This is a genomic window from Streptomyces sp. NPDC030838, from assembly GCF_055572035.1.
In genome coordinates this window covers 54,438-79,713 of record NZ_JBVIED010000014.1, presented here as the reverse complement: position 1 = coordinate 79,713, position 25,276 = coordinate 54,438, and the positions used below count along the sequence as shown (strand labels likewise).

Below are 25,276 nucleotides of genomic sequence, written 5' to 3'. Positions count from 1 at the left end.
GAGGAGTCCATGCCGACGTGCTGTGAGCCACCCCACACCGCCTCCCCGTATGGACGTCGATCGGGCGTGGCACACTGGCCCTGTACCAGTAGCAGCGCACTCCGGGGTCGGTGAAAGTCCGAACCGGCGGTTACAGTCCGCGACCCGGTCGCCTCCAGCGGCCGGTTGACCAGGTGAAATTCCTGGACCGACGGTTAAAGTCCGGATGGGAGGCAGTGCGCGGCGGGCGGGCACATCCGTGCGTGCCGCCGTACCGGTTCGCCCTGTGGCGAGCCCTGTCCGGCGTCGCTCTCGGTGCCCTCGCTCGTACTTTCTGTCGTCATCGACAGCCCCGGAGTCCGTGCCCGAAGAGGCAGGAGGACCCGGGAAGTGTTCACCGGAATCGTCGAAGAGCTGGGCGAGGTCACCGCCGTCGAGACCCTCGACGACGCCTGTCGCTTCCGGCTGCGTGGCCCCGTCGTCACCGAAGACGCGAAGCACGGCGACTCGATCGCCGTCAACGGCGTCTGCCTGACGGTCGTCGACCACGAGGGCGACGAGTTCACCGCCGACGTCATGGCCGAGACCCTCAAGCGCTCCAGCCTGGGCGTCCTCACGGTCGGCTCCCGCGTCAACCTCGAACGGCCCACCGCCGTCGGCGCCCGCCTCGGCGGCCACATCGTGCAGGGCCACGTCGACGGCACCGGCACGGTCCTCGAACGCACCCCCTCCGAGCACTGGGAGATCGTGAAGATCTCCCTCCCCGCCGACCTCGCCCGCTACGTCGTCGAGAAGGGCTCCATCACGGTCGACGGCATCAGCCTCACCGTCGTCGAGGCCGGCCCCGACTACTTCACCGTCAGCCTCATCCCGACCACCCTCGCCCTGACCACGCTCGGCATCAAGCAGCCCGGCGACCCGGTCAACCTCGAGGTGGACGTGATCGCCAAGTACGTCGAGCGGCTGCTCGGCACCCGGGGGGCCGCGCAGTGAACTGGCTGAACTCCGAGGCCTTCACCCTCCTCGGCCAGCACATCATCTGGTCGGACATGGTCGGCAACATCCTCGGCCTCATCACCCTCGCCCTCGGCTGGCGGCGCTCCCTGTGGACCTGGCCCGTGCAGTTCCTCTCCGGCCTCGTCCTCTTCGGCGCCTTCTTCGGCCACCTGACCGGCAGCGCCGGCAAGCAGGCCGTCGTCATGGCCGTCGCGCTGTACGGCTGGTGGCAGTGGAACCGCGGCAAGGGCCAGACGGAGGACGGCCGGATCGCCGTACGGTTCGCCACCTGGCGCGAGCGCGGCGCGATGGCCGCCGCGGCCGCCCTCGGCACCGTCGCGGTCGCCCTGCTCTTCACGGCGTACCCGAGCCTGTCCTGGGACCCCTGGCCCGACGCGTACATCTTCGTCGGCACCATCGTCGCCATGTACGCCCAGGCGCGCGGCATGGTCGAGTTCTGGTTCGCCTGGCTGCTCGTCGACCTGGTCGGCGTGCCCCTCAACTTCGCCAACGGCTACGCCTTCTCCGGTTTCGTCTACGTCATCTACGGCGCGCTCGTCCTGTGGGGCATGCGCGACTGGTGGCTGCGCTCCCGCCGGGCGGGGCAGCCCGTCCTGGAAGGAGCCCCGGCATGACCACCGCCCCCCTGCTGTACAGCACCGACGGCATCGAGGACTTCGCCCTCGACCCGATCGAGCAGGCCATCGCCGACATCGCGGCCGGCCGCCCGGTCGTGGTCGTCGACGACGAGGACCGGGAGAACGAGGGCGACCTCGTCATCGCCGCCGAGAAGGCCACCCCCGAGATCGTCGCGTTCATGATGAGCGAGTGCCGCGGCCTGATCTGCGCCCCCATGGAGGGCGACGAACTGGACCGGCTCCGGCTCCCGCAGATGGTCGCGGACAACACCGAGTCGATGAAGACCGCGTTCACCATCTCCGTGGACGCCTCCGCCGCGCACGGCGTGACCACCGGAATCTCGGCCTCCGACCGCGCCACCACCCTCCAGCTGCTGGCGACCGGCACCGCCGAGCCGTCCGACTTCGTCCGCCCCGGCCACATCTTCCCGCTGCGCGCCAAGCCCGGCGGCGTCCTGGTCCGCAACGGCCACACCGAGGCCGCCGTCGACCTCGCCCGGCTCGCGGGTCTGCGCCCGGCCGGCGCCATCGTCGAGATCGCCGGCGAGGACGGCCAGATGCTGCGGCTGCCCGAGCTGATCCCGTTCGCCCGCAAGCACGGCCTGACGATCATCTCCATCGAGGACCTGATCGCCTACCGCCGCTCCCCCAAGCTCTCGGCTCCGCTCGAGCAGGGGGCACCCCCATCCGAGCCCACCGTCCGCCGCGAGGCCGAGGTCCACCTGCCGACCCGGCACGGCACCTTCACGGCGTACGGCTACCGCTCCACCGTGGACGGCGTCGAGCACGTCGCCCTCGTCCACGGCGAGCTGGGCGACGGCGCGGACGTCCTGGTCCGGATGCACTCCGAGTGCCTCACCGGTGACGTCTTCCACTCCCTGCGCTGCGACTGCGGCCCCCAGCTGGAGGCCTCCCTGGAGCGCATCCAGGCCGCGGGCCGGGGCGTGGTGGTCTACCTGCGCGGACACGAGGGCCGCGGCATCGGCCTGCTGTCCAAGCTGCGGGCCTACGAACTGCAGGAGCGCGGGCGGGACACCCTCGACGCCAACCTGGAGCTGGGCCTGCCCGCCGACGCCCGGGACTACGGGGCGGGCGCCCAGATCCTCCAGGACCTCGGCGTGCGCAGCGTCCGCCTGATGACCAACAACCCCGACAAGGCCGACGCGCTCCTCCGCCACGGCATCGAGGTCGTCGAGCGCGAGCCGATGCCCGTGACCGCGGGCGAGCACAACCTCCGCTACCTGCGCACCAAGCGGGACCGGATGGGCCACGACCTGCCCTGGCTGGACGCCCCCGCGGCGGCGGCCACCTGCGGCGACCAGTAACCGAACACCCGAGAGACACCGAGGAGAGGCGAGAACGTGAGCGGCAAGGGCGCACCGGAGCTGTCCGTACGCAATGTGGGTGACCTGCGGGTCGCCGTCATCGCGGCGCAGTGGCACGAGAAGGTGATGGACGGCCTGGTGGACGGCGCGCTGCGCGCCCTGCACGAGCTGGGCATCGACGAGCCGACCCTGCTGCGGGTCCCCGGCAGCTGGGAGCTTCCGGTGGTCGCCAAGGTGCTCGCCGGACGCGGCTACGACGCGATCGTCGCCCTCGGCGTCGTCATCCGCGGCGGCACCCCCCACTTCGACTACGTGTGCCAGGGCGTCACCCAGGGCCTCACCCAGGTCTCCGTCGACACCGGCGTTCCCGTCGGCTTCGGCGTGCTCACCTGCGACACCGAGGAGCAGGCCCTGGACCGGGCGGGACTGGACGGCTCCAGCGAGGACAAGGGGCACGAGGCGGTCACCGCGGCGGTCGCCACGGCGGCCACCCTGCGTTCAGTATCTGAACCGTGGCGCTGAGAGGTGGCCGTTACCCCGTAGGGTAAGAGGCATCATGTCCAAGAAGACGTTCGAGGAGCTCTTCACCGAGCTCCAGCACAAGGCCGCCCACGGCGACCCCGCCACTTCCCGCACCGCAGAGCTGGTCGAGAAGGGCGTCCATGCCATCGGCAAGAAGGTCGTCGAGGAGGCCGCCGAGGTCTGGATGGCCGCCGAGTACGAGGGCAAGGAGGCGGCCGCCGAGGAGATCTCCCAGCTGCTGTACCACGTCCAGGTGATGATGGTCGCACGCGGGATCTCCCTGGACGACGTCTACGCCCACCTCTGAGCACCAGCAACCAGCACACCGTAAGAGCGAACAAAGGAAGCCGACCTCATGCTGCGCATCGCCGTTCCCAACAAGGGTTCACTCTCCGGCCCTGCGGCGGAGATGCTGCATGAGGCCGGCTACCAGCAGCGCCGCGAGTCCAAGGAACTGCGGATCGTCGACCCGGAGAACGAGGTCGAGTTCTTCTACCTCCGCCCCCGCGACATCGCGATCTACGTCTCCTCCGGCAGGCTCGACATCGGCATCACCGGCCGCGACCTGCTGATCGACTCCGGCGCCAGCGCCGAGGAGATCCTGCCGCTGGGCTTCGCCCGCTCCACCTTCCGCTACGCCACCAAGCCGGGCACGGCGAACGGCGTCGAGGACCTCAGCGGCATGACGGTCGCCACCTCCTACGAGGGCATCGTCGCCAAGCACCTCGCCGACAACGGCATCGACGCCTCCGTCGTCCACCTCGACGGCGCCGTCGAGACCGCCATCGAACTCGGCGTCGCCGAGGTCATCGCGGACGTCGTCGAGACCGGCACCTCGCTGCGCAACGCCGGTCTGGAGGTCATCGGCGAGCCGATCATGAAGTCCGAGGCCGTGGTCGTCCGCCGCGTCGGGGCCGACGCCGAGGAGGAGAAGGTCCAGCAGTTCCTGCGCCGCCTCCAGGGCGTCCTGGTCGCCCGGACCTACGTGATGATGGACTACGACTGCCGGGTCGAGCAGCTGGAGAAGGCCGTCGCCCTCACCCCGGGCCTGGAGTCGCCGACCATCTCGCCGCTGCACAACGAGGGCTGGGTCGCGGTCCGCGCCATGGTGCCCGCCAAGGACGCCCAGCGGATCATGGACGACCTGTACTCCATCGGAGCGCGGGCCATCCTGACCACCGCCATCCACGCCTGCCGGCTCTGAGAGGAGCGGCGCACGATGTCGGAACCGGCACCCCTCCCCACTCTTCCCGTCACCCTCCGGCCGACCCGCACCCGGGCCGTGCTGCTCACCGCCGCCGCTGCGATCTTCGTCACCGTGTCGCTGGTCGCGCTGCTCCTGGAGCGCCTCAGCCCGGCCGAGAAACTGAGCTTCGTCTTCGTCGCCGCCCTGCTGGCCTGGGTGCTGCTGCGGCTGGCGCGGCCCAAGGTGGTCGCCGAGGAGTCCGGCGTGACGGTCGTCAACTTCGGCACCGTCCGCCGGCTGGAGTGGGCGGAGATCGTCCAGGTGAACCTGCGGGTCGGCGACCCCTGGGCGTTCCTCGACCTGAGCGACGGCACCAGCCTGCCCGTCATCGGCATCCAGCCGGGCATCGGCAAGGAGCAGGCCATCGACCACGCCCGCACCCTGAGGGCCCTCGTCGAGGCCCGGACCGGGGAACATCAGGGCTGACTCGGGGGCACGTCCGGGGTGCTCACCCTGCCGCAGGACCCCCTGTCTTGATTAATCTGTGGGGCGGAGGCGCATTCCCTGCGCCTCCGCCCCTGTCGTGCCCCTGGCGCGCCGGGGGTTCCTGCTACCCGAGGAGTGACCCTCTCCGGCGATGGACGGATCGTCCTGTAGTACCTGCGCCGCCCCCTGCCGACATAGCGCGGACCCGGTTCCCGAGGTCCGCGCCCGTGCGGAGGCGGCGGCATCATGACCATCCCCCTGCTGCTCCTGGCAGCCGCTTTCCTGCTGATTCTCGCCAACGGCTTCTTCGTGGCGGCCGAGTTCGGCCTGGTGACCGTCGAGCGCGGGGAGGCCGAGAAGGCCGCCGCCGAGGGCGACCGACGGGCCCTCAGGGTCGTCGCCTCCCTCAAGGAGCTGTCCTTCCAGCTCTCCGGCACCCAGCTCGGCATCACCATCACCTCCCTGGTCGTCGGCATGCTCGCCGAACCGGCCCTCGCCCAGCTGCTCGACGGCCCGCTCACGGCCGTCGGCATCCCCGAGGGCGCGGTGTCCGGGGTGTCCGTGGTGATCGGCATGCTGCTGGCCTCCGCCGTGCAGATGGTGGTCGGCGAACTGGTCCCCAAGAACTGGGCGGTGTCCCGCCCGATGCAGGTCGCGCGCTTCGTCGCGGGCCCGCAGCACACCTTCGCCCGCTTGTTCCGCCCGGTGATCGCCGGGCTGAACGGCGTCGCCAACCGGCTCGTCCGCGCCCTGGGCTTCGAGCCCGCCGAGGAGCTGGCCTCCGCCCGCACCCCCGGCGAACTCGTCTCCCTCGCCCGCCACTCGGCGCAGGCCGGCGCCCTGGAGCAGGACACCGCGGACCTGTTCGTCCGCACCCTGTCGCTCGGCGAGCTGACCGCGCAGCATGTGATGACCCCGCGGGTGAAGGTCAGCGCGCTGCAGTCGTCGGCGACCGCCGAGGACGTGGTCAATCTGACCCGGGCCACCGGCCTGTCCCGCTTCCCCGTCTACCGGGAGCGGATCGACGAGGTGGTCGGCATGGTCCACCTCAAGGACGCCCTGGCGATACCCGTCCACGAGCGGCTGCGCACCCCCGTCGCCCGGATCGCCCGGCCGGCCCTGCTCGTCCCCGAGACCCTGCCCGTCCGGCCGCTGCTGGCCCGGCTGCGCAGCGAGCAGCCGATCGCGGTGGTCGTCGACGAGTACGGCGGCACCGCCGGGGTCGTCACCCTGGAGGACATCGTCGAGGAGATCGTCGGCGAGGTCCGGGACGAGCACGACGGTCACGACGTGCCGGAACTCGCCCCGGCGCCGCCGGAGGACGGCAGGCCCGCCTGGGACGTCGACGGCAGCTGCCGGGTCGACACCCTGCTCCGGATCGGCCTGGAGGTGCCCGAGGGGCCCTACGAGACGGTCGCCGGACTCGTCGCCGACCTGCTCGGCCGGATCCCGGCCGTCGGGGACCGGGCCGAACTGCCCGGCTGGCGCCTCGCCGTGCGCCAGGTCGGCCACTACCGCGCCGAACGGGTCCGCCTGGTGCGCACGGCCCCCGTCCTGGAGGCCGCCCGATGAGCGTGCTCCAACTGCTCTTCGCCGCGCTGCTCGTGCTCGCCAACGGCTTCTTCGTCGGCGCCGAGTTCGCGCTGGTCTCCGTGCGCCGCAGCCAGATCGAACCGCTCGGCACCGCCCGCGCCCGCCAGGTGCTCTACGGCCTGGAGCGGCTCCCGCAGATGATGGCCGCCGCCCAGTTCGGCATCACCGTCTGCTCGCTGACGCTGGGCGCGGTCGCCGAGCCGACGGTCGCGCATCTGCTGGAGCCCGTCTTCGCGTGGATACACCTGCCGCACGCGATGATCCACCCGCTGGGCTACGTCATCGCCCTGGCCACCGTCGTCTTCTTCCACCTCGTCATCGGCGAGATGGTCCCGAAGAACCTGGCGATGGCCGCGCCGGAGAAGGCCGCGCTGTGGCTCAGCCCCGGACTGGTCGCGTTCGCCCGGCTGTGCCGGCCGATCACCGTGGCCCTCGGCGCCTGCGCCCAGGGCGTGCTGCGGCTGTTCCGGGTCGAGCCCAAGGACGAGGTCGAGGCCGTCTTCACCAGCGAACAGCTCAACCGGCTGGTGGAGGACTCCGGGCAGGCCGGACTGCTCGACCCCGAGGAGGCCGAACGCCTGGAGGACGCCCTGGAACTGGGCTCCCGCCCGGTGACGGACGTCCTGCTGGGGCGCGAGTCGCTGGTGACGGTGCCCCCGTCGGTCACGCCCGGACAGATCGTCGAGCTGACCGCCCGCACCGGGTACTCCCGCTTCCCGGTCGCCACGGACGGCGGCGCCTTCATGGGCTATCTGCATGTGAAGGACGTCCTCGACCTGGAGGACTCCGACCGCGCGGTGCCGCAGCAGCTGTGGCGCCCGATGACGACCCTCCGTTCCGAACTGCCCCTCGACGACGCCCTGACGGTCATGCGCCGCGCCGCCACGCACCTCGCCCAGGTGGCCGACGCCTCCGGCCGGGTGCTGGGTCTTGTGGCGCTGGAGGACGTACTCGAGCTGCTGGTCGGTGAGGTGCGGGACCCGGCTCACCGGAAGGTCCTGCCGACGGTGACCGAACCCCGGTCGGGCGAGGAGGTGCTGGCGGGCTGACACCCGCCCGCCGGGCCGCGGGGTCCGTCACAGTGCCGACGGATCCTGCGGCCCCCGCCCCGACAGCACCTCTCCGTACGCCTGCATCAGATCCGGCAGCCGCAGCGTCGCCAGGTCCTCCCGGGACAGCGTCCCCGGATACGTCGACAGCCGCAGATCCCGGTACGCGCAGCTCTTCTCGTACAGCGTGCGCAGGAACCGCCCGTTGCCCAGCTCGTCGATCCAGCCCTGGTCCACCACGTGCCCGGCGATCGACCGCAGCTCCTCCAGCGACTCCTCGTCCCACACGTCGCCGTTCTCGGCGGCCAGCACCTCGCCGATCGCGGTCAGCTCCAGCGGCCGGTACGAGGGGAAGTCGACCCGGGTCGTGAACCGGGAGGACAGTCCGGGGTTGGCGGCCAGCAGGCGGTCCATGCCCTCGGGATAGCCGGCCAGGATCACCACCAGGTGGTCGCGGTTGTCCTCCGCCCGCTTCAGCAGCACCTGGAGCGCCTCGTCGCCGTAGGCGTCGCCCTTGCCGTATCCGGAGTTCGACAGCGAGTACGCCTCGTCGACGAAGAGCACCCCGCCGAGCGCGGAGTCGATCAGTTCGTTGGCCTTCACGGCCGTCTGGCCCAGGTACTCGCCGACCAGGTCGGCGCGCTGTGCCTCCACGAGATGGTCGCCGCCGAGCAGGCCGAGCGCGTAGAAGACGCGGCCGAGGATCCGGGCGACGGTGGTCTTGCCGGTGCCGGACGGGCCGGAGAAGACGAAGTGCCGCTTGGGCGGCTGGACGGGCAGGCCCTGCCCGGCCCGCAGCCGTGCCATGTTCAGCTGTGCCGACAGGGCCTTGACCTGCCGTTTCACCGGCTCCAGGCCCACCATGCGCTCCAGTTCGGCGAGCGCCTCCTCGAGTAACGCGGGGTCGGTGGGCCCGGCGGGCAGCGGCTGCACCGGCAGGATCTTCTCGCGTACCGCCGGGTCGCTCTCCGACGGCAGCGGCCCGGCGGGCGGCGGCTCGGGCTCGGACAGCTTCAGGTTCCGGTCCTCGGCGTCGTAGAGCGGGTCGAGCCCCTCGGGGCCGTCGAGGCCGTCCGGGCCGGCGCCGGCCAGGGTGAGCGCGGTGAGGCTGTCGGTCTCGTCGTACCCGTCGCCCTCGGCGATCGCGGCGAGCCGCGCGGAGGTGTCCATGAAGGCGGGGTCGACGCGGTGCACCGCCCGGTACAGGGGGAGCGCCGCCGCCGAGCGGCCGGTGCCCTCGTGCGCCCGCGCCAGCCAGTACCGCAGCTCCTTGCGCTGCGGCTGCTCGCTGCGGCAGCGCATCAGGGCGGCGGACAGCAGGGGTTCGGCCTGGCCGTACATCTCCAGGCGGACCCGGGCCATGCCGCCGAACAGGCCCGCCTCGATGCCGAGCAGCGGATCGTCGAGCAGCGGATCGGTGTGCCGCACCAGCTGCTCCCAGTCCTTGACCAGATAGGCCCGGCAGGCGTGCAGAAAGCGGACCTGGGAGTCGGCGTCGACCGGCGGCAGCCCGGCCAGGGCCCGGTCCAGCTCCGGGACATGGCGGCCGTCCAGCCAGTGCGAGGCGTGCGCCAGCAGCAGATCACGGGGGCTCTCCAGCACCGGCTGCACCCACCAGCCCAGCCAGTACCAGGAGTTGAGGGTGCGGCGGTGGCGGGCGCGCTGCTCGCCGAAGCGGTCACGGTGGCGGAACATCCGCAGCAGCGCGGTGGTGGTGTCGACGCGCAGCGCGTGCAGCCCCAGCCAGCCGTCGGCCATTCCGGGGTCGAGCCGTACCGCGGTGCGGAACTCCTCCTCCGCCTGCGGATAGGCACCCATGGTGTAGGCGTCCACGCCTCGCAGCCAGGCGAGGTCGGCCGGGGCCTCGGGGCCCTGCGCGGCGAAGTCCATCACGTCCCCCCACAAACCGTGCCCCCGCTGGTTCACCGCCGGGCCGTCGCCCGGCGGCCGCGTCGGTCGAACCGCTGTGCAGCGGACCGGAGTTGCGACAGTGGGCATCGTACCCGCGGGCCGGGTGCCCGCCGAAGGGCGCCGCAGGGCACGTTTGGCGAGGTGGGAGCAGAGGGGGCGCACACCGCGTGGTGACCGAGGGTGAGCGAATCGGAGCGGGCGTGCGCCGGAAAAAGTGAAGCGGACAGAACGAAGCCCCCGGTCACGGGGGAACAACCGGGGGCTTCGCGTCGCTGGGCGGCTCCGTTTGGCCGCACATTGAGAACGTAAGTCCTGTACGGGCCCTGGGTCAAGCCGAGTTGAGGCACTCGGCCGAGTTCGCTCGCAAGGGTCTTCACAAGTTCACCACATCGGAGACGATCCATCACGCAGCGTCACGCGCTGGTCCCCGCCGGAGCGTCCCGCGGGCCCCACCAGCACCTCATACCCCTCTGTCACCTGAAGCACCAGAAGGTCGGCGTACGGCCGCGAGGGGTCGTCGGCGAAATGCCGCCGCTCCGCGGAGACCCATCCGTCCCAGAACTCCCTCTGCTCCTCCCCGTCCCGGGAGCGGCCCCGCGTCCAGGAGTCCTCGCGGGGCAGCTCCATCCACAGCAGATGCGCCAGATGCGGGCGAAGCGCACGGCGGCCCGCGCCCACGCCCTCCAGGAGCATCACCGGTGCGGGCGACAGCGGGCGGGGCGGGCCGAAGCGACGGGCGCGCCAGTCATAGGGGGCGTAGTGGGCGGTGGCGCCGCGGCGCAGCGGCTCGATCACCTGTGCCAGCAGCCGGCCGGTCCACTCGAACAGCTCCTCGTGGCTGGCGATGTCGTCCAGATGCAGCACCGGCGCCCCGCCGAGCGCGGCCGCCAGCTCCCCGGCGAAGGTCGACTTCCCCGAGCCCGCGTGCCCGTCGACGCCGACGAGGCGGACCGGGCCGCAGGACGGCGGGAGGCGGCGGAGCGTACGGGCGAGGTCGTTCAGGGGATGGGACACGCGCCCATCATGCCGCGCGACCGCACCCGGCAGTGGTCCTGACCAATATTGGTCCGCGTGGCATGCCCCGAAGTGCTGGCAGGGCGGTCCGCCCGCGTCCATAGTTGGCGAACACAACCGCGTACAGCGGTCCACGCACGACCGCGTGCAGCGGTCGACGCACGACCGCGTGCAGCGGTGCACGCAGAACCACGACAGCGGTGTCCGCACGACCGCACGCAGCGGTGCCGCACGACCGCACACCGCAAGGACCTGCCCGTCTCGCACCCCTGGGAGTCATGCGCCCATGAGCAGAGCCGAACAGCCGTCCCGCAGAACCCTTCTGGCCGCCGCGGTCGCCGCCGCGGTCACCGGCAGCGCGGGGACGGCCGTCGCCGACAGTACCGCGACCGCCGGCGGGACCGGCGGCGGGGCCCCCGCCCGCCCGATCGACAACCGCGCCTGGACCACGTACACCGACTGGCGCTCCGGCACCGCCAAGGGCACCCGGGCCGTCGCCGGCACCCGGCCCGGCCTGGCGATCGCCGCGCCCCTCGGCACCCTCGACTACCCGGACCCGCACACCGGCAAGACCTCCCGCTGGGAGTACGCGACCTGGACCTCGCCCGTCCACCGGCTCGCCGTCCCCGCCACCGAGGTGATCCCGTCCTGGAACGCGCACACCCCGGACGGCACCTGGCTCCAGATCGACCTCAAGGGCACCTACTCCGACGGCACCGACACCCCCTGGTACGTCATGGGCCGCTGGGCGGCCGGCGACCAGGACATCCGGCGGACCTCCGTCGACGACCAGGGCGACGGCAAGAGCAGCGTCTGGACGGACACCTTCGCCATCGACACCCCGGCGTCCGGACTGCGCCTGGTGTCGTACCGGCTCCGGCTGACCCTGCACCGGCGGCCGGGCACCCGGCTCACCCCCACCGTGTGGCGGGCCGGTGCGATGGGCTCCGACATCCCCGACCGCTTCACCGTCCCCGCCTCCAGCCCCGGTCTCGCCCAGGAGCTGACCGTCCCGCGCTACTCGCAGGAGATCCACGTCGGCCAGTACCCCGAGTACGACAACGGCGGCGAGGCCTGGTGCAGCCCCACCTCCTCGCAGATGATCATCGAGTACTGGGGCGGCCGGCTCACCCCGGAGCAGCTGTCCTGGGTCGACCCGGCCTACGCCGACCCGCAGGTCTGCCACGCGGCCCGGTACACCTACGACTACCAGTACGCGGGCTGCGGCAACTGGCCGTTCAACGCCGCCTACGCGGCCACCTTCAAGGATCTGCGCGGGGTGGTGACCCGGCTCGGGTCGCTGACCGACCTGGAGACGCTGATCGCCGCGGGCATCCCGGCCATCACCTCCCAGTCCTTCCTCAAGGAGGAGCTGACCGGCGCGGGCTACGGCACCGCCGGGCACCTGATGACCGTGATCGGCTTCACCGCCGAGGGCGACGTGATCGCCAACGACCCGGCGTCGCCGAGCAACGACGCGGTGCGGCGGGTCTATCGGCGGAGGGAATTCGAGAACATCTGGCTGCGGACGAAGCGCTACAACGCCTCCGGCAAGGTCGTCTCCGGCACCGGCGGCGTCTGCTACCTCTACTTCCCGGCCCGGCCGACCCCGCGCCAGCGGGCGGCGCTCGCGGCGGTGGGCGTCCGCTGACCCGGCGGGCGCGGCCGGGGCTGTGAGGAACGTCTCGGCCGCAAACGGCGCGGGCGGTGGCAAGGTGGACAGATCGGTGGGGAACGCCCTCCTGTCGGTGGGGAATGCCCTCCCTGCCGGCGGGGGACGCCCCCGCACGTCCACCGCACGACGAGACCAGCGAGACGCACATGACCGCCACTTCGCTCACCGCCGCCCGCGCCCGCACCGGCGGCCCCCAGGACGACGGCCCGAAGATCGTCGAGCATGTCATGGGTTGGGTCCTGGTGGCCGTCGTCGCCATGCTGATCACCCAGCTCGGCCTGCTGTGACCCACGGCATGGTGCGGCTGTGAACTGACGCATATCCGTCCGGCCCGACCTGCCATACTGCGGGATGTCCCGCCGCCCGTTGGAACCAGGGTCGAAAGTGAATATCAGTGAACAGCGCGACGCCGCTCGTCCCCGGCCGCGCGGAACCGAGCGCTCCCTCGCGCGCCGCGCCGAACTCATCGCCATCGGGCGGAAGTTGTTCGCCGACACGTCCTACGACGCGCTCTCGATGGACGACATCGCCCGCCAGGCCCATGTCGCCAAGGGACTGATCTACTACTACTTCCGGTCCAAGCGCGGCTACTACCTGGCCATCGTCCAGGACTCCGTCGCCGACCTGGTCACCTTCGCGGCGAGCGGCCTCGAACTCCCGGCGCGGGAGCGGGTGGAGCGCACCGTCGACGGCTATCTGCGCTACGCCGAGGACAACCAGGCCGCGTACCGCACCATCGTCAGCGGCGGCGTCGGCTTCGACACCGAGGTGCAGGCCATCCGGGACGGGGTGCGCGAGGCGATCGTCGCGACCATCGCCGAAGGGGCGTACGGCCACCGGGAGATCACCCCGCTGGCGCGGATGGGACTGCTCGGCTGGGTCTGTGGCGTCGAGGGCGCCACCCTCGACTGGATCGACCGTCCCGGCCTGTCCCGCGATCTCATGCGGGAGCTGCTGGTGAAGACGCTCGGCGGCGCGATGCGCGCCATCGAGGAACTCGACCCCGCCTACCCGGCCCCGCGGCCCGCCCGCCGGGACGGCTGAGGGCGGAGGCCGGTGACCGGCCCCCGCCCCGATTTCCCTTCCGTCGCGGTTAGTTGATCGCCTTGATCAGCTCACCGCTCGCGGTGTCCCCGCTCAGCTCCCAGAAGAAGGTGCCGCCGAGACCCTGCTGGTTCTTGTACGTCATCTTCGTCGCGATGGTCGCCGGGGTGTCGTAACTCCACCAGTTGCTGCCGCACTTGGCGTACGCGGTGCCGCCCACCGTGCCGGTCGGCGGGCACTTGGTCTTCAGCACCTTGTAGTCGTCGATGCCCTGCTCGTACGTACCGGCCGCCGGGCCGGTCGCGGTGCCGCCGGGCGCGGTCTGGGTGACGCCGGTCCAGCCGCGGCCGTAGAAGCCGATGCCGAGCAGCAGTTTGGAGGCGGGGATGCCGAGGCCCTTGAGCTTGGCGATCGTCGCCGAGGTGTGGTTCGCCGCCTTCGGGATGCCGGAGTACGAGGTCAGCGGCGAGTGCGGGGCGGTCGGGCCGGTGGCGTCCCAGGCGCCGAAGTAGTCGTAGGTCATCGGGTTGTACCAGTTGACGTACTGCGCCGCGCCCGCGTAGTCCGCCGCGTCGATCTTGCCGCCGGCGGCCGCGTCCGCCGGGATCGCCGCGGTGACCAGGTTGCCGGAGCCGAACTTGGCCCGGACCGCCGCCATCAGGTTCTTGTAGGCCGCCCGGCCGCTGGTGTCGCAGGTGGCGCCGCAGGCGTTCGGGTACTCCCAGTCGATGTCGATGCCGTCGAAGACGTCCGCCCACTTGGAGTTCTCGACCAGGTCGTAGCAGGACTGCGCGAACGCGGCGGGGTTCCTCGCGGCCTCGCCGAAGCCGCCCGACCAGGTCCAGCCGCCGAACGACCACAGCACCTTGATGTGCGGGTACTTCTTCTTCAGCTCGCGCAGCTGGTTGAAGTTGCCGCGCAGCGGCTGGTCCCAGGTGTCGGCGACGCCGTCGACGGACTCGGCGGCGGTGTAGGCGCGGTCGGTGGCCGCGTAGGCGTCGCCCATGACGCACTTGCCGCCGGAGACATTGCCGAATGCGTAGTTGATGTGGGTGAGCTTGGCGGCGGAGCCGGAGGTGACGATGTTCTTGACCAGGTAGTTGCGGCCGTAGGTGCCCCATTCGGTGAAGTAGCCGACGACCTTGGAGCCGGCCGCGGCCTCCGCCTCGGGTGCGGCGGTGGCGGTGGTCGCGCCCGCGCCCGCGAGGAGCCCGGCGCCGAGGACGGCGGTACAGGCGGCGGCGACGAGGGCCCGGAACCGGGCGCGGGGACGGTGGGGAGTTCGCATCGGGGTCTCCTCGTGGGGGGAGGGGAACGCGCGCTGGTTGGCATGAACGCGATAAAGCGCTCGGCGATGCGACACCGTAGGAGGACTAGACCAGTCGGGTCAATGGTGCGGACCAATTTCCGCCCGACCGGACTGCGGGGACGGCCGCGCGGGAATTCTTGAAGTGAGCGGTCGTTAACCGGTGACGCCGGGGCCCGGATCGGGCATACTCACTGCGCACAGCCGCTGGTCAGCGGCTTCCGAGACCCGGAAGCCCGCCCCGCGGCCGGCCCTCAGAAAGACCGGCGGAGGCGCCCCACCCAACGACGCCCGCCCGCCGATGTGCCCGAAACGGGAGGAGAGCGTCGCCATGCCCGACCGCGCCCCGCAGCCGGTGGACCGACAACTGCCCACGGACGAGGCCCGGGACCTGATCTCGCTCGTCCGCGACATAGCGCAGCGCGAGATCGCGCCGAAGGCGGCCGAGGAGGAGGATGCCGGGCGCTTCCCGCGCGAGATCTTCACCCTCCTGTCCGAATCCGGCCTCCTCGGACTGCCCTACGACGCCGAGTACGGCGGCGGGGAGCAGCCGTACGAGGTCTACCTCCAGGTCCTCGAGGAGCTGGCCGCGGCCCGCCTGACCGTCGGCCTCGGCGTCAGCGTGCACACCCTGGCCTCCTACGCCCTCGCCACCTACGGCACCAAGGAGCAGCAGGTCGAGCATCTCCCCGCCATGCTCGGCGGCGGTCTGCTCGGCGCGTACTGCCTCTCCGAGCCCTCCTCCGGCTCCGACGCGGCCTCCCTGCGCACCAAGGCCGTCCGGGACGGCGACGAGTGGGTGATCACCGGGACCAAGGCCTGGATCACCCACGGCGGCATCGCCGACTTCTACACCGTCATGGCCCGCACCGGCGAGGAGGGCCCGCGCGGGATCACCGCCTTCCTGGTGCCCGGCGACGCCGCGCGGCTGAGCGCGGCGGCCCCCGAGAAGAAGATGGGCATGAAGGGCTCGCCCACCGCCCAGGTCCACTTCGACGGGGTGCGCGTCGGCGACGACCGGCGCATCGGCGAGGAGGGCCAGGGCTTCGCGATCGCCCTGGCCGCCCTGGACTCCGGGCGGCTCGGCATCGCCGCCTGCGCGATCGGCGTCGCCCAGGCGGCGCTGGACGCGGCGGTGGAGTACGCCCAGGGGCGCCGCCAGTTCGGCCGGCCGATCGCCGACTTCCAGGGCCTGCGCTTCATGCTCGCCGACATGGCGACGCAGATCGAGGCGGGCCGTGCCCTCTACCTGGCGGCGGCGCGGCTGCGGGACGCGGGTCGGCCGTTCGCCAAGCAGGCGGCCATGGCCAAGCTGCACTGCACCGACACGGCGATGAAGGTCACCACGGACGCCGTCCAGGTCCTCGGCGGCTACGGCTACACCGCGGACTTCCCCGTCGAGCGCTACATGCGCGAGGCCAAGGTGCTCCAGATCGTCGAGGGCACCAATCAGATCCAGCGGATGGTCATCGCCCGTCACCTCGCCGGTCCGGAGAGCCGCTGAACTGCCCCGGCCTGACCAGGGGTGCCGCCAGCCGGACCCACTCCGGGTCGTGGCGTCCCGGCAGGGTGCGGCCCCGGGTGGCCCAGGCGTGCAGCAGATCGCGGTAGATCGGCGGGTCCTGGAGGTGCGGCGGGACCGCCGGGGGCGGCAGCGGAACCGATTCTGCGATGGTCGGGACGAACAGTGGACGCTGACGCCCGGTCGTGGAGGATGTGGGGGTCATACCTGGGCAACGCCACGCGGGGCGGACAGGTCACCCGTCCGCTGAATCGGGCGTGCGTTCCCGGGTGGCGCCCGGCGCCCGGCAGGTCCACCGGCGCGGGAACGGGGCGTGCCGTCACGCGCGCACGCCCGGCACGGACGTCACCCGCCCGGCGTATCCGGGCACACCGAACCGCACCACGGCAGCCGAGTGCCGTGGTGCGGTCGCGGTGAGGTGAGCGGGCCGGGCGGCTCAGGCGGCACGGCGGCGCATCGCCGGGACGCGCATGGGGCGCGAGCCCGGGCCGCCGACGTGCGAGAACGGCTGCGTCCGCCAGTCGAGCCCCTGAGGCAGCGTCAGCAGCAGGGCGGTGTCCTGCTCCTGGGGCTCGAAGGACTCGTCCGCGGGCCGGGCGTCGGCGGCCCGGCGGCCGGTGCCGGCGCAGACCGTGAGGCCGAACGGGTTCCACGGCGAGGCGCACAGCGCGTGCTCCGGCAGGACCTCCTCGTCCGCCAGCAGGGCGATGGGCTGCGCGCAGTCCGGGCAGATCACCCGGTACATCTCGAAGGTGTCGTACGCGTCGAGCTCTTCCGTGTCGTCGTAGGCGTCGGGTTCGACGCCCTCCGGCTCGGGCTCCACGACCGGCTGCTGCCGCTTGGGCGCGGTACGACCAGGGCGCTTAAGACTCTGCATGGGATTCTCCCCCTCGGGCTGGGCCGTTCAGGCACTGCGGCCTCGACCACAGCAAGCACTTCCCAACCGGATTCCGGGGTAATCACGAGAACATCACGGAGACGGCTCGGGCCCTGTGGCGTTCGTCACATGCCGTATGCAGGTGCCCGGCGAGGCTGCCCTGTCGCCCGGACGGCCCACCGTCCGCCGGCGCCCACATCACGAACCGGGCATGACCTGCGCCGCTCGGCTATCCGAGGAGATCAGCGGCACTGTAGGTTCTTGCGCCATGGAGGAGCTGGACCGACAGATCGTGCAGCTGCTCGTCAAGGACGGGCGGATGAGCTACACCGACCTGGGCAAGGCCACGGGCCTGTCCACATCGGCCGTGCACCAGCGGGTGCGCCGGCTGGAGCAGCGTGGCGTCATCCGCGGGTACGCCGCCGTGGTCGACCCCGAGGCCGTCGGGCTGCCCCTGACCGCCTTCATCTCGGTGAAGCCGTTCGACCCCAGCGCCCCCGACGACATCGCCGACCGGCTCGCCGGGGTGCCCGAGATCGAGGCCTGCCACAGCGTGGCGGGCGACGAGAACTACATCCTCAAGGTGCGGGTGGCCACCCCCCACGAGCTGGAGGAGCTGCTGGCCCGGCTGCGCAGCCTGGCCGGGGTCTCGACCCGTACCACCGTGGTCCTCTCGACGCCGTACGAGGCCCGGCCCCCGCGCATCTGAGCACCTGGGTGCGGGGCGGCGCACGCGGGGCGCGAGACTGTTCCCCATGAGTGAGCGCACCGCCCCGACGAAGACCGTCCTCCTCCGCCGCGGAGAGGTCCACAGCCCCGCCGATCCGTTCGCCACCGCCATGGTCGTCGAGCACGGCCAGGTCGCCTGGGTCGGCTCCGAGGGCGCGGCCGACGCCTTCGCGGACGGCGTCGACGAGGTGATCGACCTCGACGGCGCCCTCGTCACCCCCGCGTTCACCGACGCGCACGTCCACGCCACCGCCACCGGCCTTGCCCTCACCGGGCTCGACCTGTCCGCCGCGCGGGATCTCGACCAGGCGCTGGCCCTGGTGCGGGAGTTCGCCGCCGCCCGCCCGCACGACCGGGTGCTGCTCGGCCACGGCTGGGACGCCGCCCGCTGGCCCGGCGGCCGGCCGCCGACCCGCGCGGAGCTGGACGAGGCGACGGGCGGGCGCCCGCTGTACCTGTCGCGGATCGACGTGCACTCGGCGGTCGTCACCACGGCGCTGCTGGACATGACCCCGGGGCTCGGACCGCTGGACGGCCCGCTGACTGCCGACGCCCACCACGCGGTGCGCGCCGCCGCCCTCGCCGCCGTGACCCCGCGGCAGCGCACCAAGGCCCAGCGGGCCGCCCTCGCCCACGCCGCCTCTCTCGGTATCGGCTCGGTCCACGAGTGCGGCGGGCCCGAGATCTCCTCCGAGGACGACTTCACCGGCCTGCTGCGTCTCGCGGCCGAGGAGCCCGGTCCGCGCGTGATCGGCTACTGGGCCGAACGAGACGTCGACAAGGCCCGGGAGCTGGGCGCGGCGGGCGCCGCGGGCGACCTCTTCGTCGACGGCGCCCTAGGCTCCCACACCGCCTGCCTGCACGAGCCGTACGCCGACGCCGCCCACACCGGCACCGCCTACCTGGACGCCGACGCCGTCGCCGCGCACGTCGTCGCCTGCACCGAGGCGGGCCTCCAGGCCGGTTTCCACGCCATCGGCGACGCCGCCGTCACCGCCGTCGTCGAGGGCGTGCGCGCCGCCGCCGAGAAGGTGGGCCTCGCCCGGATCCGGGCCGCCCGGCACCGCGTCGAGCACGCCGAGATGCTCACTCCGGAGACCATCGCCGCCTTCGCCGAACTCGGCCTCACCGCCTCCGTGCAGCCCGCCTTCGACGCCCTGTGGGGCGGCGAGGACGGCATGTACGCGCAGCGGCTCGGCGCCGAGCGCGCCCGTACGCTCAACCCGTTCGCGGCCCTGCTGCGTGCCGGGGTCCCGCTCGCCCTCGGCTCCGACAGCCCGGTCACCCCGCTCGACCCGTGGGGCACGGTCCGCGCCGCCGCCTTCCACCGCACGCCCGAGCACCGGGTCTCCGTCCGGGCCGCCTTCACCGCCCACACCCGCGGCGGCTGGCGGGCGATCGGCCGGGACGACGCCGGCGCCCTGGTGCCGGGCGCACCCGCGGACTACGCCGTGTGGCGCACCGGGGAGCTGATCGTGCAGGCCCCCGACGACCGGGTCGCGCGCTGGTCCACCGACCCGCGCTCCGGCACCCCCGGCCTGCCCGACCTGACCCCGGGCACCGACCTGCCCGTCTGTCTGCGCACGGTGGTCGGCGGGCGGACGGTGTTCGTACGGCCGGGCGAGTGATCTCCCGGGGCGGCGCGCGGCCGCACCACGCCCGGCGCACCGTCGCGCGACCTGCGTATCCACCGCGCCGACCTGCGACGTCGCGAGGAAACCGCAGGTCAAACGGCTGTTGACAGGCGGCGGCAGGGGGCCGGTAGGTTCGGCCGGGTCCACCACCGGACACTCGACCGGGGAACGTTCACACGCTCGCCGCGACGCCGCTGGGTCAGGGATGGTGTACCGCACCGGGGCACCGTCACTGGGAGCCAGGCTCAGCGTCGGCAGCGCGCCGAGGGGACGTTCCGGCCGGTCGGGAAGGTGTGACCCGGGTGGGGCCCGGGTGCTCAGTAGACAACGGCTTTCGGTCGACCCGCAGCCAGCGGGTCCCAGGTCGGCCCGAAGGGCGCCGGGCCCCCATCCGCCGCACCGGCGGACGGTCAAACCCGTGCATCTACCCCGCTTTCCCGGAACCGACACCACCGTACGCTCGTCCTGTCGCGTCGGCGCAGGCCGCGGCCACTATGGTGGACCTCTGCGTACGGACATGAAGGGGCAGCAGTGAACGACGGCGACGGGACCCGCGCGGCAGAGGCCCAGGGGAGGCGTTTCGGCCCGCTCGGCACGGCCTTGGTGATCATTCCGACCTACAACGAGGCGGAGAACATCAAGACGATCGTCGGCCGGGTGCGCAAGGCGGTCCCCGAGGCGCACGTTCTGGTGGCCGACGACAACAGCCCCGACGGCACCGGCAAGCTCGCCGACGAACTCGCCGCCTCCGACGACCAGGTCCAGGTGCTGCACCGCAAGGGCAAGGAGGGCCTGGGCGCCGCCTATCTCGCGGGCTTCCGCTGGGGCCTGGAGCGCGGCTACGGCGTGCTGATCGAGATGGACGCCGACGGCTCCCACCAGCCCGAGGAGCTGCCCCGGCTGCTGACCGCGCTGAAGGGCGCCGACCTGGTGCTCGGCTCCCGCTGGGTGCCGGGCGGCCGGGTGGTGAACTGGCCCAAGTCCCGCGAGTTCATCTCCCGCGGCGGCAGCCTCTACTCGCGTCTCGCGCTCGACCTGCCGCTGCGCGACATCACCGGCGGCTACCGCGCGTTCCGGGCCGAGACCCTGCGGGGCATCGGCCTCGACGACGTCGCCTCCCAGGGCTACTGCTTCCAGGTCGATCTCGCCCGCCGTGCCATCAAGGCCGGCTACCACGTCGTCGAGGTCCCGATCACCTTCGTCGAACGCGAGCTGGGCGACTCCAAGATGAGCCGCGACATCCTCGTCGAGGCCCTGTGGCGGGTCACCTCGTGGGGCGTGGGGGAGCGGGTCGGCAAGCTGCTGGGCCGCGACGCCGGGGCGGCGCAGCGGAAGTCATGAGCCCTCCGGGGTCCAGGGGCTCGTCGATCAGGCCCTTATCCCGCCCTGAGCCGGGCCCAGGCACACTGGACGCATGATGACTGGCGCTTCGACCCCTCCGCTCTCCGCCCGGCCCCGGCGGTCCCGGCTGCGCACGGTGCTGCCGCTCGCCGTCGCTGCGTGGCTGGTGCTGGAGATCTGGCTGCTGACCGTGGTCGCGGACGCGGCGGGCGGCTTCACGGTGTTCCTGCTGCTGCTCGCCGGAATCGTGCTCGGCTCGGTGGTCATCAAGCGGGCGGGCCGGCGCGCCTTCCAGAACCTCAACGAGGCGCTGCAACGGGGCACCGCGCCCTCCAGCGGAGGCGGCAGCGGTCTCATGATGCTCGGCGGCCTGCTGCTGATGCTGCCCGGCCTGATCTCGGACGTCGCCGGCCTGCTGCTGCTCCTTCCCCCGGTCCAGAAGGCCCTCGGCCGGTACGCCGAGCGAACGGTGGAGCGCAAGCTGCGCCGGGCCACGCCCGGCAGCCTGGGCGACGCCTTCCAGCAGGCCCGTATGCGCCGTCCCGACGGCAAGGTCGTGCAGGGTGAGGTCATCCGCGACGAGCCCGGGGACGCGCCCCGCGAGCAGCGCCCGCCGCTGAACCGCTGAGCACGCTGAACCGCTGATCGCGCTGAACCGCTGACCGCGTGATCGCACTGAACCGCTGACCGTCCTGCGTCGCTGAGCGCCGGGCGCGCACAAGCGACGGAACGACCGCAGGCGCCGTAGCGCCGGGCCCGCACGAACGACGCAACGACCGCGGGCGCCGCACGTGGGACTCACGTACGGCGCCCGCGGTCATGTGCGTGCGCGCTGGATACCGGGCCAGGCCCCGCCGGGACTCAGGCCGACTTGCGGCTGTCCCGGGGATGAACGGCGATGTTCATCGCGCCGGAACGCAGCACGGCCAGCCGCTCCTCGAGGACCTCTTCGAGCTCCTCACGGGTGCGCCGCTCCATCAGCATGTCCCAATGCGTTCGCGCGGGCTTGGCCTTCTTCTCCTCCGGGCCGTCGCCATCCACAAGGAGTGCCTGGGCCCCGCAGACCTTGCACTCCCACTCCGGCGGGATCTCCGCCTCGACCGAGAAGGGCATCTCGAATCGGTGCCCCTTCTCGCATGCGTACTCCACGGCCTGGCGCGGGGCCAGGTCGATGCCGCGGTCCGTCTCGTAGCTGGTCACCACGAGGCGCGTGCCGCGAAGAGCTCGCTCACTCATGAATCGTGCCTCCCGGGCTTGTCGCCCACAGGACAGGTGTCGCTGTCGTCGTCATCCGGTCAACGTCCGGTCGGCGGTAAAGATTCCCGTTCCGAGTCACGTTCCGGGTCATGCGTCGCCGTCGTAGCCGCAGCCTTGTCAACCAGTGCAGTACCCACAGGCGCCCGGTTTGTCACATCTGCTAGGAGATGTCACCCAGCGTTTCGGCATCTTTGACGCGCAGTAACGGTACGCCTGGCAGGCCAAACGCGTACACTACAGCCCTTTCGCGCCGAGTGCTAAATCCTTTCGGGAACGGGGTTGCCCGCGTCGCCGATCGCCCGCCGTACCGGCACCCGCGCGAGCAGCGCGAATCCCAGTACGAAGAAGGCCACCAGGGAGATGATCGCGTCCCGGTAGCTCCCGGTCAGCTGGTAGGTCAGGCCGAACAGCAGCGGGCCCAGCCAGCTCATGCCGCGGTCGCTCAGCTCGTAGGCCGAGAAGTACTCGGCCTCCTTGCCGGGCGGGACCAGGTGCGAGAACAGGGAGCGGGAGAGCGCCTGGCTGCCGCCGAGGACCAGACCGATCCCGGCGGCCAGCACGAAGAACCACAGCGGCGCCCCGGCGGGCAGGAAGTATCCCGTGGCGAGAATCACCGTCCACGCCACCAGCGAACCCAGCACGGTCCGCTTGGCGCCGTACCGCCGGGCCAGCCGGCCCGGCGCCAGCGCGCCCGCCACCGCCAGCACCTGGACCAGCAGCACGGCCCCGATGAGCGTCGACTGGCCGAGTCCCAGCTCCTCGGAGCCGTAGACCGAGGCCTGGCTGATCACCGTCTGGATGCCGTCGTTGTAGACCAGGTACGCCAGCAGGAAGGCCAGGGTCAGCGGGTGGCGGCGCATGTCGCGCAGGGTCGCCGTCAGCTGGCGGCGGCCGGTGACGCCCGCCGCCCGCCCCGGTGCCGGGCGGTCACGCAGCCGGCGCAGCGGGATCAGGGCGAACGCTCCCCACCACAGTCCGGCGGAGGCCAGACAGATACGCACGGCCTCGCTCTCCGAGAGCCCGAAGGAGTCGTGGGCCAGGTAGAGCACCAGGTTGCCGACCAGGACCAGGGCTCCGGCCGCGTACCCGAAGGCCCAGCCGCGCGAGGAGACCGCGTCCCGCTCCTCGGGCGTCGCGATCTGTGGCAGATAGGCGTTGTAGAGCATCATCGCCACCGACTGGGCCGCGTTCGCGACGACCAGCAGCGCCCCGCCGAGCAGATAGCGGTCGCCGGAGAGGAAGAACATGCCCGCGGTGGCCGCGGCACCCGTGTAGGCGGCGACGGCCAGCAGGGGCTTCTTCCGGCCCGTGCGGTCGGCGGCCGCGCCCACCAGAGGCATCGCCAGGACGGCCACGATCACCGACAGGGACACCGCGTACGGGAAGAAGGACCCGGCGCGCACCGGGATCCCCAGCGGGTGCACGAATCCGTCGGCGTCCGCGGCCGACTCGGCGACCGACGTCAGGTAGGGGCCCAGGAACACGGTGAGCACGCTCGTCGAGTAGACGGAGCACGCCCAGTCGTAGGCGTACCAGCCGCGCTGTTCGCGCCGTCGCGCGGCGGACTCGTCGTCCGCGTCCGCGGTGCCGGTCCGCACGGTGTCGGTGCCCACCCGTGCCCTCGCTTCCCGTGCAGGTGCCGCGCGCAGGGCCGGGCGGCGGCGGGTCCGGGGCGTCACGCCCAGACGCCGCGGTCCTCCATGACCTTGCGCAGTGTGTCGATGTGATCGGTCATGATGCCATCGACTCCCAGGTCCAGGAGCCGGTGCATCCGCTCCGGTTCGTTGATCGTCCACACGTGCACCTGCAGCCCGCGCGCGTGGGCGGCGCGGACGAAGCGGTGGTCCACCACCTGGATGCCGGACTGGTACTCGGGCACCTGGGCGGCGACGGCCGAGCGGCGCAGCGCGGCCGGGACGCCCCAGGAGCGCAGCCGCAGATTGAGCACGCCCCGGGTGCCGTACGACGTCGCCAGGCGCGGTCCGGCCAGCCGCTGGGCGCGCACCACGCGGGCCTCGGAGAACGAACCGACGCAGATCCGGTCCCAGGAGTCGGTGCGGGCGACCAGATCGAGGAACGGGTGGAGCGCCGACTCCGCCTTGAGGTCGACGTTCCAGCGCACCTCGGGAAAGGCCTCCAGCAGTTCTTCGAACAGCGGCACCGGTTCGCTGCCGCCCACGCGCGCGTGCCGCACCTCAGCCCAGGGCAGGTCCGCGATCCGGCCCGCGCCGTCGGTCACCCGGTCCAGCGTCGCGTCGTGGAACGCCACGAGCTTGCCGTCCCGCGTGGCGTGCACATCGGTCTCGATGTACCGGTAGCCGGTCTCGACCGCCCGCCGGAACTGGAGCGCCGTGTTCTCCAGGCCGTCGCCCGCCCCGCCCCGGTGGGCGAACGGGATGGGGCCGGGGTGGTCGAGATAGGGATGGCGTATGCGCGTGCTCACGGTCGCAGTATCGCGCGCCGCGGTTGCCCTCCGGCAACGACCGTGCTGCCGTCGGATGCCGACGGGACGGCGAACACCCGCAGGAAGAGCTGGGCGAGCGGGCCGATCGAGATCGCGTACAGCAGCGTGCCGACGCCGATGGTGCCGCCCAGCGCGAAACCGGTGACGACGACCGCGATCTCGACGGCCGTCCGCATCAGCCGGATCGAGCGCCCGGTGCGCCGGTGCAGCCCGGTCATCAGCCCGTCGCGCGGCCCGGGACCGAAGCGGGCGGCGATGTACAGCCCGGTGGCGACCCCGTTGAGGAGGATGCCGGCCAGCATCAGGGGGACTCGGACGGCGAGGGTGTCCGCCTCGGGGACGAGGGCGAGAGTGCCGTCCATGGCGATGCCGACGACGAAGACGTTGGAGACCGTGCCGAGGCCGGGGCGCTGGCGCAACGGGATCCACAGCAGCAGCACCCCGGCGCCGACGATGATCGACACCACGCCGATCGTCAGTCCGGTGCGCTCGGCCAGGCCCTCGTGGAGGACGTTCCACGGCTCCAGGCCGAGTCCCGCCTTCACCAGGAGGGCGGAGCTGGCGCCGTACAGCGCGAGACCGGCGTACAGCTGGATCAACCGGCGTATGACGTGCCCCTGTGTGGACCGACGCGTGGACAAAGGGTCCCCCCTGGTGGTGGATGTGGCCTGACGCGTGACACTCTGTGGCTTGGGATGAGATGTCATCCATGGCCAATTCGGGGAAGG

25 protein-coding genes and 1 riboswitch are annotated in these 25,276 nt (G+C 72.2%); of the genes, 17 read left to right on the top strand and 8 right to left on the bottom strand.

Annotated features, from left to right (window positions below; all coding sequences use genetic code 11):
• Positions 1–92 precede the first annotated feature (92 nt).
• Positions 93–223, top strand: a riboswitch (FMN riboswitch).
• A gap of 146 nt (positions 224–369) precedes the next feature.
• The 9 genes from ACZ42A_RS29990 (at position 370) to ACZ42A_RS29950 (ending at position 7,774) form a co-directional block, all read left to right on the top strand.
• The gene (locus ACZ42A_RS29990; protein ID WP_468530420.1) at positions 370–972 is read left to right on the top strand and encodes a riboflavin synthase; all 603 of its coding nucleotides are present in this window, start codon (positions 370–372) and stop codon (positions 970–972) included.
• Entirely contained in the window at positions 969–1,610 is a 642-nt protein-coding gene (locus ACZ42A_RS29985) for a nicotinamide mononucleotide transporter family protein (protein ID WP_468530419.1), read from the top strand. The genes ACZ42A_RS29990 and ACZ42A_RS29985 overlap by 4 nt, the downstream gene beginning before the upstream one ends.
• Complete coding sequence (locus ACZ42A_RS29980; RefSeq protein ID WP_468530418.1) at positions 1,607–2,938, top strand: bifunctional 3,4-dihydroxy-2-butanone-4-phosphate synthase/GTP cyclohydrolase II; 1,332 nt, start codon at positions 1,607–1,609, stop codon at positions 2,936–2,938. The genes ACZ42A_RS29985 and ACZ42A_RS29980 overlap by 4 nt, the downstream gene beginning before the upstream one ends.
• A gap of 36 nt (positions 2,939–2,974) precedes the next feature.
• On the top strand, positions 2,975–3,460 hold the full coding sequence (gene ribH, locus ACZ42A_RS29975) for a 6,7-dimethyl-8-ribityllumazine synthase (protein WP_468530417.1): 486 nt from the start codon (positions 2,975–2,977) through the stop codon (positions 3,458–3,460).
• Between the two features lie 34 nt (positions 3,461–3,494).
• A complete protein-coding gene (locus tag ACZ42A_RS29970; protein WP_048458133.1) occupies positions 3,495–3,767 on the top strand; it encodes a phosphoribosyl-ATP diphosphatase in 273 nt (90 codons plus the stop codon).
• A gap of 48 nt (positions 3,768–3,815) precedes the next feature.
• Positions 3,816–4,664, top strand: a complete 849-nt coding sequence (hisG, locus tag ACZ42A_RS29965; RefSeq protein ID WP_468530416.1) for an ATP phosphoribosyltransferase — start codon at positions 3,816–3,818, stop codon at positions 4,662–4,664.
• A gap of 15 nt (positions 4,665–4,679) precedes the next feature.
• On the top strand, positions 4,680–5,132 hold the full coding sequence (locus ACZ42A_RS29960; protein WP_468530415.1) for a PH domain-containing protein: 453 nt from the start codon (positions 4,680–4,682) through the stop codon (positions 5,130–5,132).
• A gap of 246 nt (positions 5,133–5,378) precedes the next feature.
• On the top strand, positions 5,379–6,704 hold the full coding sequence (locus tag ACZ42A_RS29955; protein ID WP_468530414.1) for a hemolysin family protein: 1,326 nt from the start codon (positions 5,379–5,381) through the stop codon (positions 6,702–6,704).
• Positions 6,701–7,774: a hemolysin family protein gene (locus tag ACZ42A_RS29950; RefSeq protein WP_468530413.1), complete on the top strand. Its 1,074-nt coding sequence runs from the start codon at positions 6,701–6,703 to the stop codon at positions 7,772–7,774. The genes ACZ42A_RS29955 and ACZ42A_RS29950 overlap by 4 nt, the downstream gene beginning before the upstream one ends.
• Positions 7,775–7,801: 27 nt before the next feature.
• Here the strand turns inward: ACZ42A_RS29950 and ACZ42A_RS29945 are convergent, their stop codons facing one another.
• On the bottom strand, positions 7,802–9,664 hold the full coding sequence (locus tag ACZ42A_RS29945) for an AAA family ATPase (protein ID WP_468530412.1): 1,863 nt from the start codon (positions 9,662–9,664) through the stop codon (positions 7,802–7,804).
• Positions 9,665–10,066: 402 nt separating this feature from the next.
• Positions 10,067–10,699, bottom strand: coding sequence for a uridine kinase family protein (locus tag ACZ42A_RS29940; protein ID WP_468530411.1), 633 nt, complete (start codon positions 10,697–10,699; stop codon positions 10,067–10,069).
• A gap of 286 nt (positions 10,700–10,985) precedes the next feature.
• Between ACZ42A_RS29940 and ACZ42A_RS29935 the strand changes: the two genes are divergently transcribed.
• From ACZ42A_RS29935 to ACZ42A_RS29925, 3 genes are all read left to right on the top strand, one after another.
• Positions 10,986–12,350 carry a peptidase C39 family protein gene (locus ACZ42A_RS29935; RefSeq protein ID WP_468530410.1) on the top strand — a complete coding sequence of 455 codons (1,365 nt, stop codon included), beginning with the start codon at positions 10,986–10,988 and terminating at the stop codon, positions 12,348–12,350.
• A gap of 170 nt (positions 12,351–12,520) precedes the next feature.
• Positions 12,521–12,661, top strand: a complete 141-nt coding sequence (locus tag ACZ42A_RS29930) for an SCO1431 family membrane protein (RefSeq protein WP_468530409.1) — start codon at positions 12,521–12,523, stop codon at positions 12,659–12,661.
• Between the two features lie 97 nt (positions 12,662–12,758).
• Positions 12,759–13,418 carry a TetR/AcrR family transcriptional regulator gene (locus ACZ42A_RS29925; RefSeq protein WP_468530408.1) on the top strand — a complete coding sequence of 220 codons (660 nt, stop codon included), beginning with the start codon at positions 12,759–12,761 and terminating at the stop codon, positions 13,416–13,418.
• A 49-nt stretch (positions 13,419–13,467) separates the two neighbouring features.
• Here ACZ42A_RS29925 and ACZ42A_RS29920 read toward each other — a convergent pair whose 3' ends face one another.
• A complete protein-coding gene (locus ACZ42A_RS29920; RefSeq protein ID WP_468530407.1) occupies positions 13,468–14,706 on the bottom strand; it encodes a glycoside hydrolase family 18 protein in 1,239 nt (412 codons plus the stop codon).
• 349 nt (positions 14,707–15,055) lie between these two features.
• Between ACZ42A_RS29920 and ACZ42A_RS29915 the strand changes: the two genes are divergently transcribed.
• Complete coding sequence (locus ACZ42A_RS29915; protein WP_468530406.1) at positions 15,056–16,228, top strand: acyl-CoA dehydrogenase family protein; 1,173 nt, start codon at positions 15,056–15,058, stop codon at positions 16,226–16,228.
• A gap of 454 nt (positions 16,229–16,682) precedes the next feature.
• On the opposite strand, the gene ACZ42A_RS29910 is transcribed toward ACZ42A_RS29915, so the two are convergent.
• Positions 16,683–17,123 carry a hypothetical protein gene (locus tag ACZ42A_RS29910; protein WP_468530405.1) on the bottom strand — a complete coding sequence of 147 codons (441 nt, stop codon included), beginning with the start codon at positions 17,121–17,123 and terminating at the stop codon, positions 16,683–16,685.
• Positions 17,124–17,391: 268 nt separating this feature from the next.
• Here ACZ42A_RS29910 and ACZ42A_RS29905 point away from each other — a divergent pair, with 268 nt between their 5' ends.
• From ACZ42A_RS29905 to fxsA, 4 genes are all read left to right on the top strand, one after another.
• A complete protein-coding gene (locus ACZ42A_RS29905; RefSeq protein WP_018548954.1) occupies positions 17,392–17,832 on the top strand; it encodes an Lrp/AsnC family transcriptional regulator in 441 nt (146 codons plus the stop codon).
• Positions 17,833–17,878: 46 nt separating this feature from the next.
• Positions 17,879–19,480, top strand: a complete 1,602-nt coding sequence (locus ACZ42A_RS29900) for an amidohydrolase (RefSeq protein WP_468530404.1) — start codon at positions 17,879–17,881, stop codon at positions 19,478–19,480.
• Between the two features lie 537 nt (positions 19,481–20,017).
• Complete coding sequence (locus ACZ42A_RS29895; RefSeq protein ID WP_468530403.1) at positions 20,018–20,827, top strand: polyprenol monophosphomannose synthase; 810 nt, start codon at positions 20,018–20,020, stop codon at positions 20,825–20,827.
• A 73-nt stretch (positions 20,828–20,900) separates the two neighbouring features.
• Positions 20,901–21,455, top strand: coding sequence for an FxsA family membrane protein (gene fxsA / locus ACZ42A_RS29890; protein ID WP_468530402.1), 555 nt, complete (start codon positions 20,901–20,903; stop codon positions 21,453–21,455).
• 233 nt (positions 21,456–21,688) lie between these two features.
• Here fxsA and ACZ42A_RS29885 read toward each other — a convergent pair whose 3' ends face one another.
• The 4 genes from ACZ42A_RS29885 to yczE form a co-directional block, all read right to left on the bottom strand.
• Positions 21,689–22,063 (bottom strand): RNA polymerase-binding protein RbpA, encoded by a 375-nt coding sequence (locus ACZ42A_RS29885; RefSeq protein ID WP_003977404.1) that lies wholly within the window; start codon positions 22,061–22,063, stop codon positions 21,689–21,691.
• Between the two features lie 278 nt (positions 22,064–22,341).
• Positions 22,342–23,697 (bottom strand): MFS transporter, encoded by a 1,356-nt coding sequence (locus ACZ42A_RS29880; RefSeq protein ID WP_468530401.1) that lies wholly within the window; start codon positions 23,695–23,697, stop codon positions 22,342–22,344.
• Between the two features lie 62 nt (positions 23,698–23,759).
• Positions 23,760–24,527 (bottom strand): glycerophosphodiester phosphodiesterase, encoded by a 768-nt coding sequence (locus ACZ42A_RS29875; RefSeq protein WP_468530400.1) that lies wholly within the window; start codon positions 24,525–24,527, stop codon positions 23,760–23,762.
• On the bottom strand, positions 24,524–25,255 hold the full coding sequence (gene yczE, locus ACZ42A_RS29870; protein WP_468530399.1) for a membrane protein YczE: 732 nt from the start codon (positions 25,253–25,255) through the stop codon (positions 24,524–24,526). Before yczE ends, ACZ42A_RS29875 begins: the two co-directional genes overlap by 4 nt.
• Positions 25,256–25,276 lie beyond the last annotated feature (21 nt).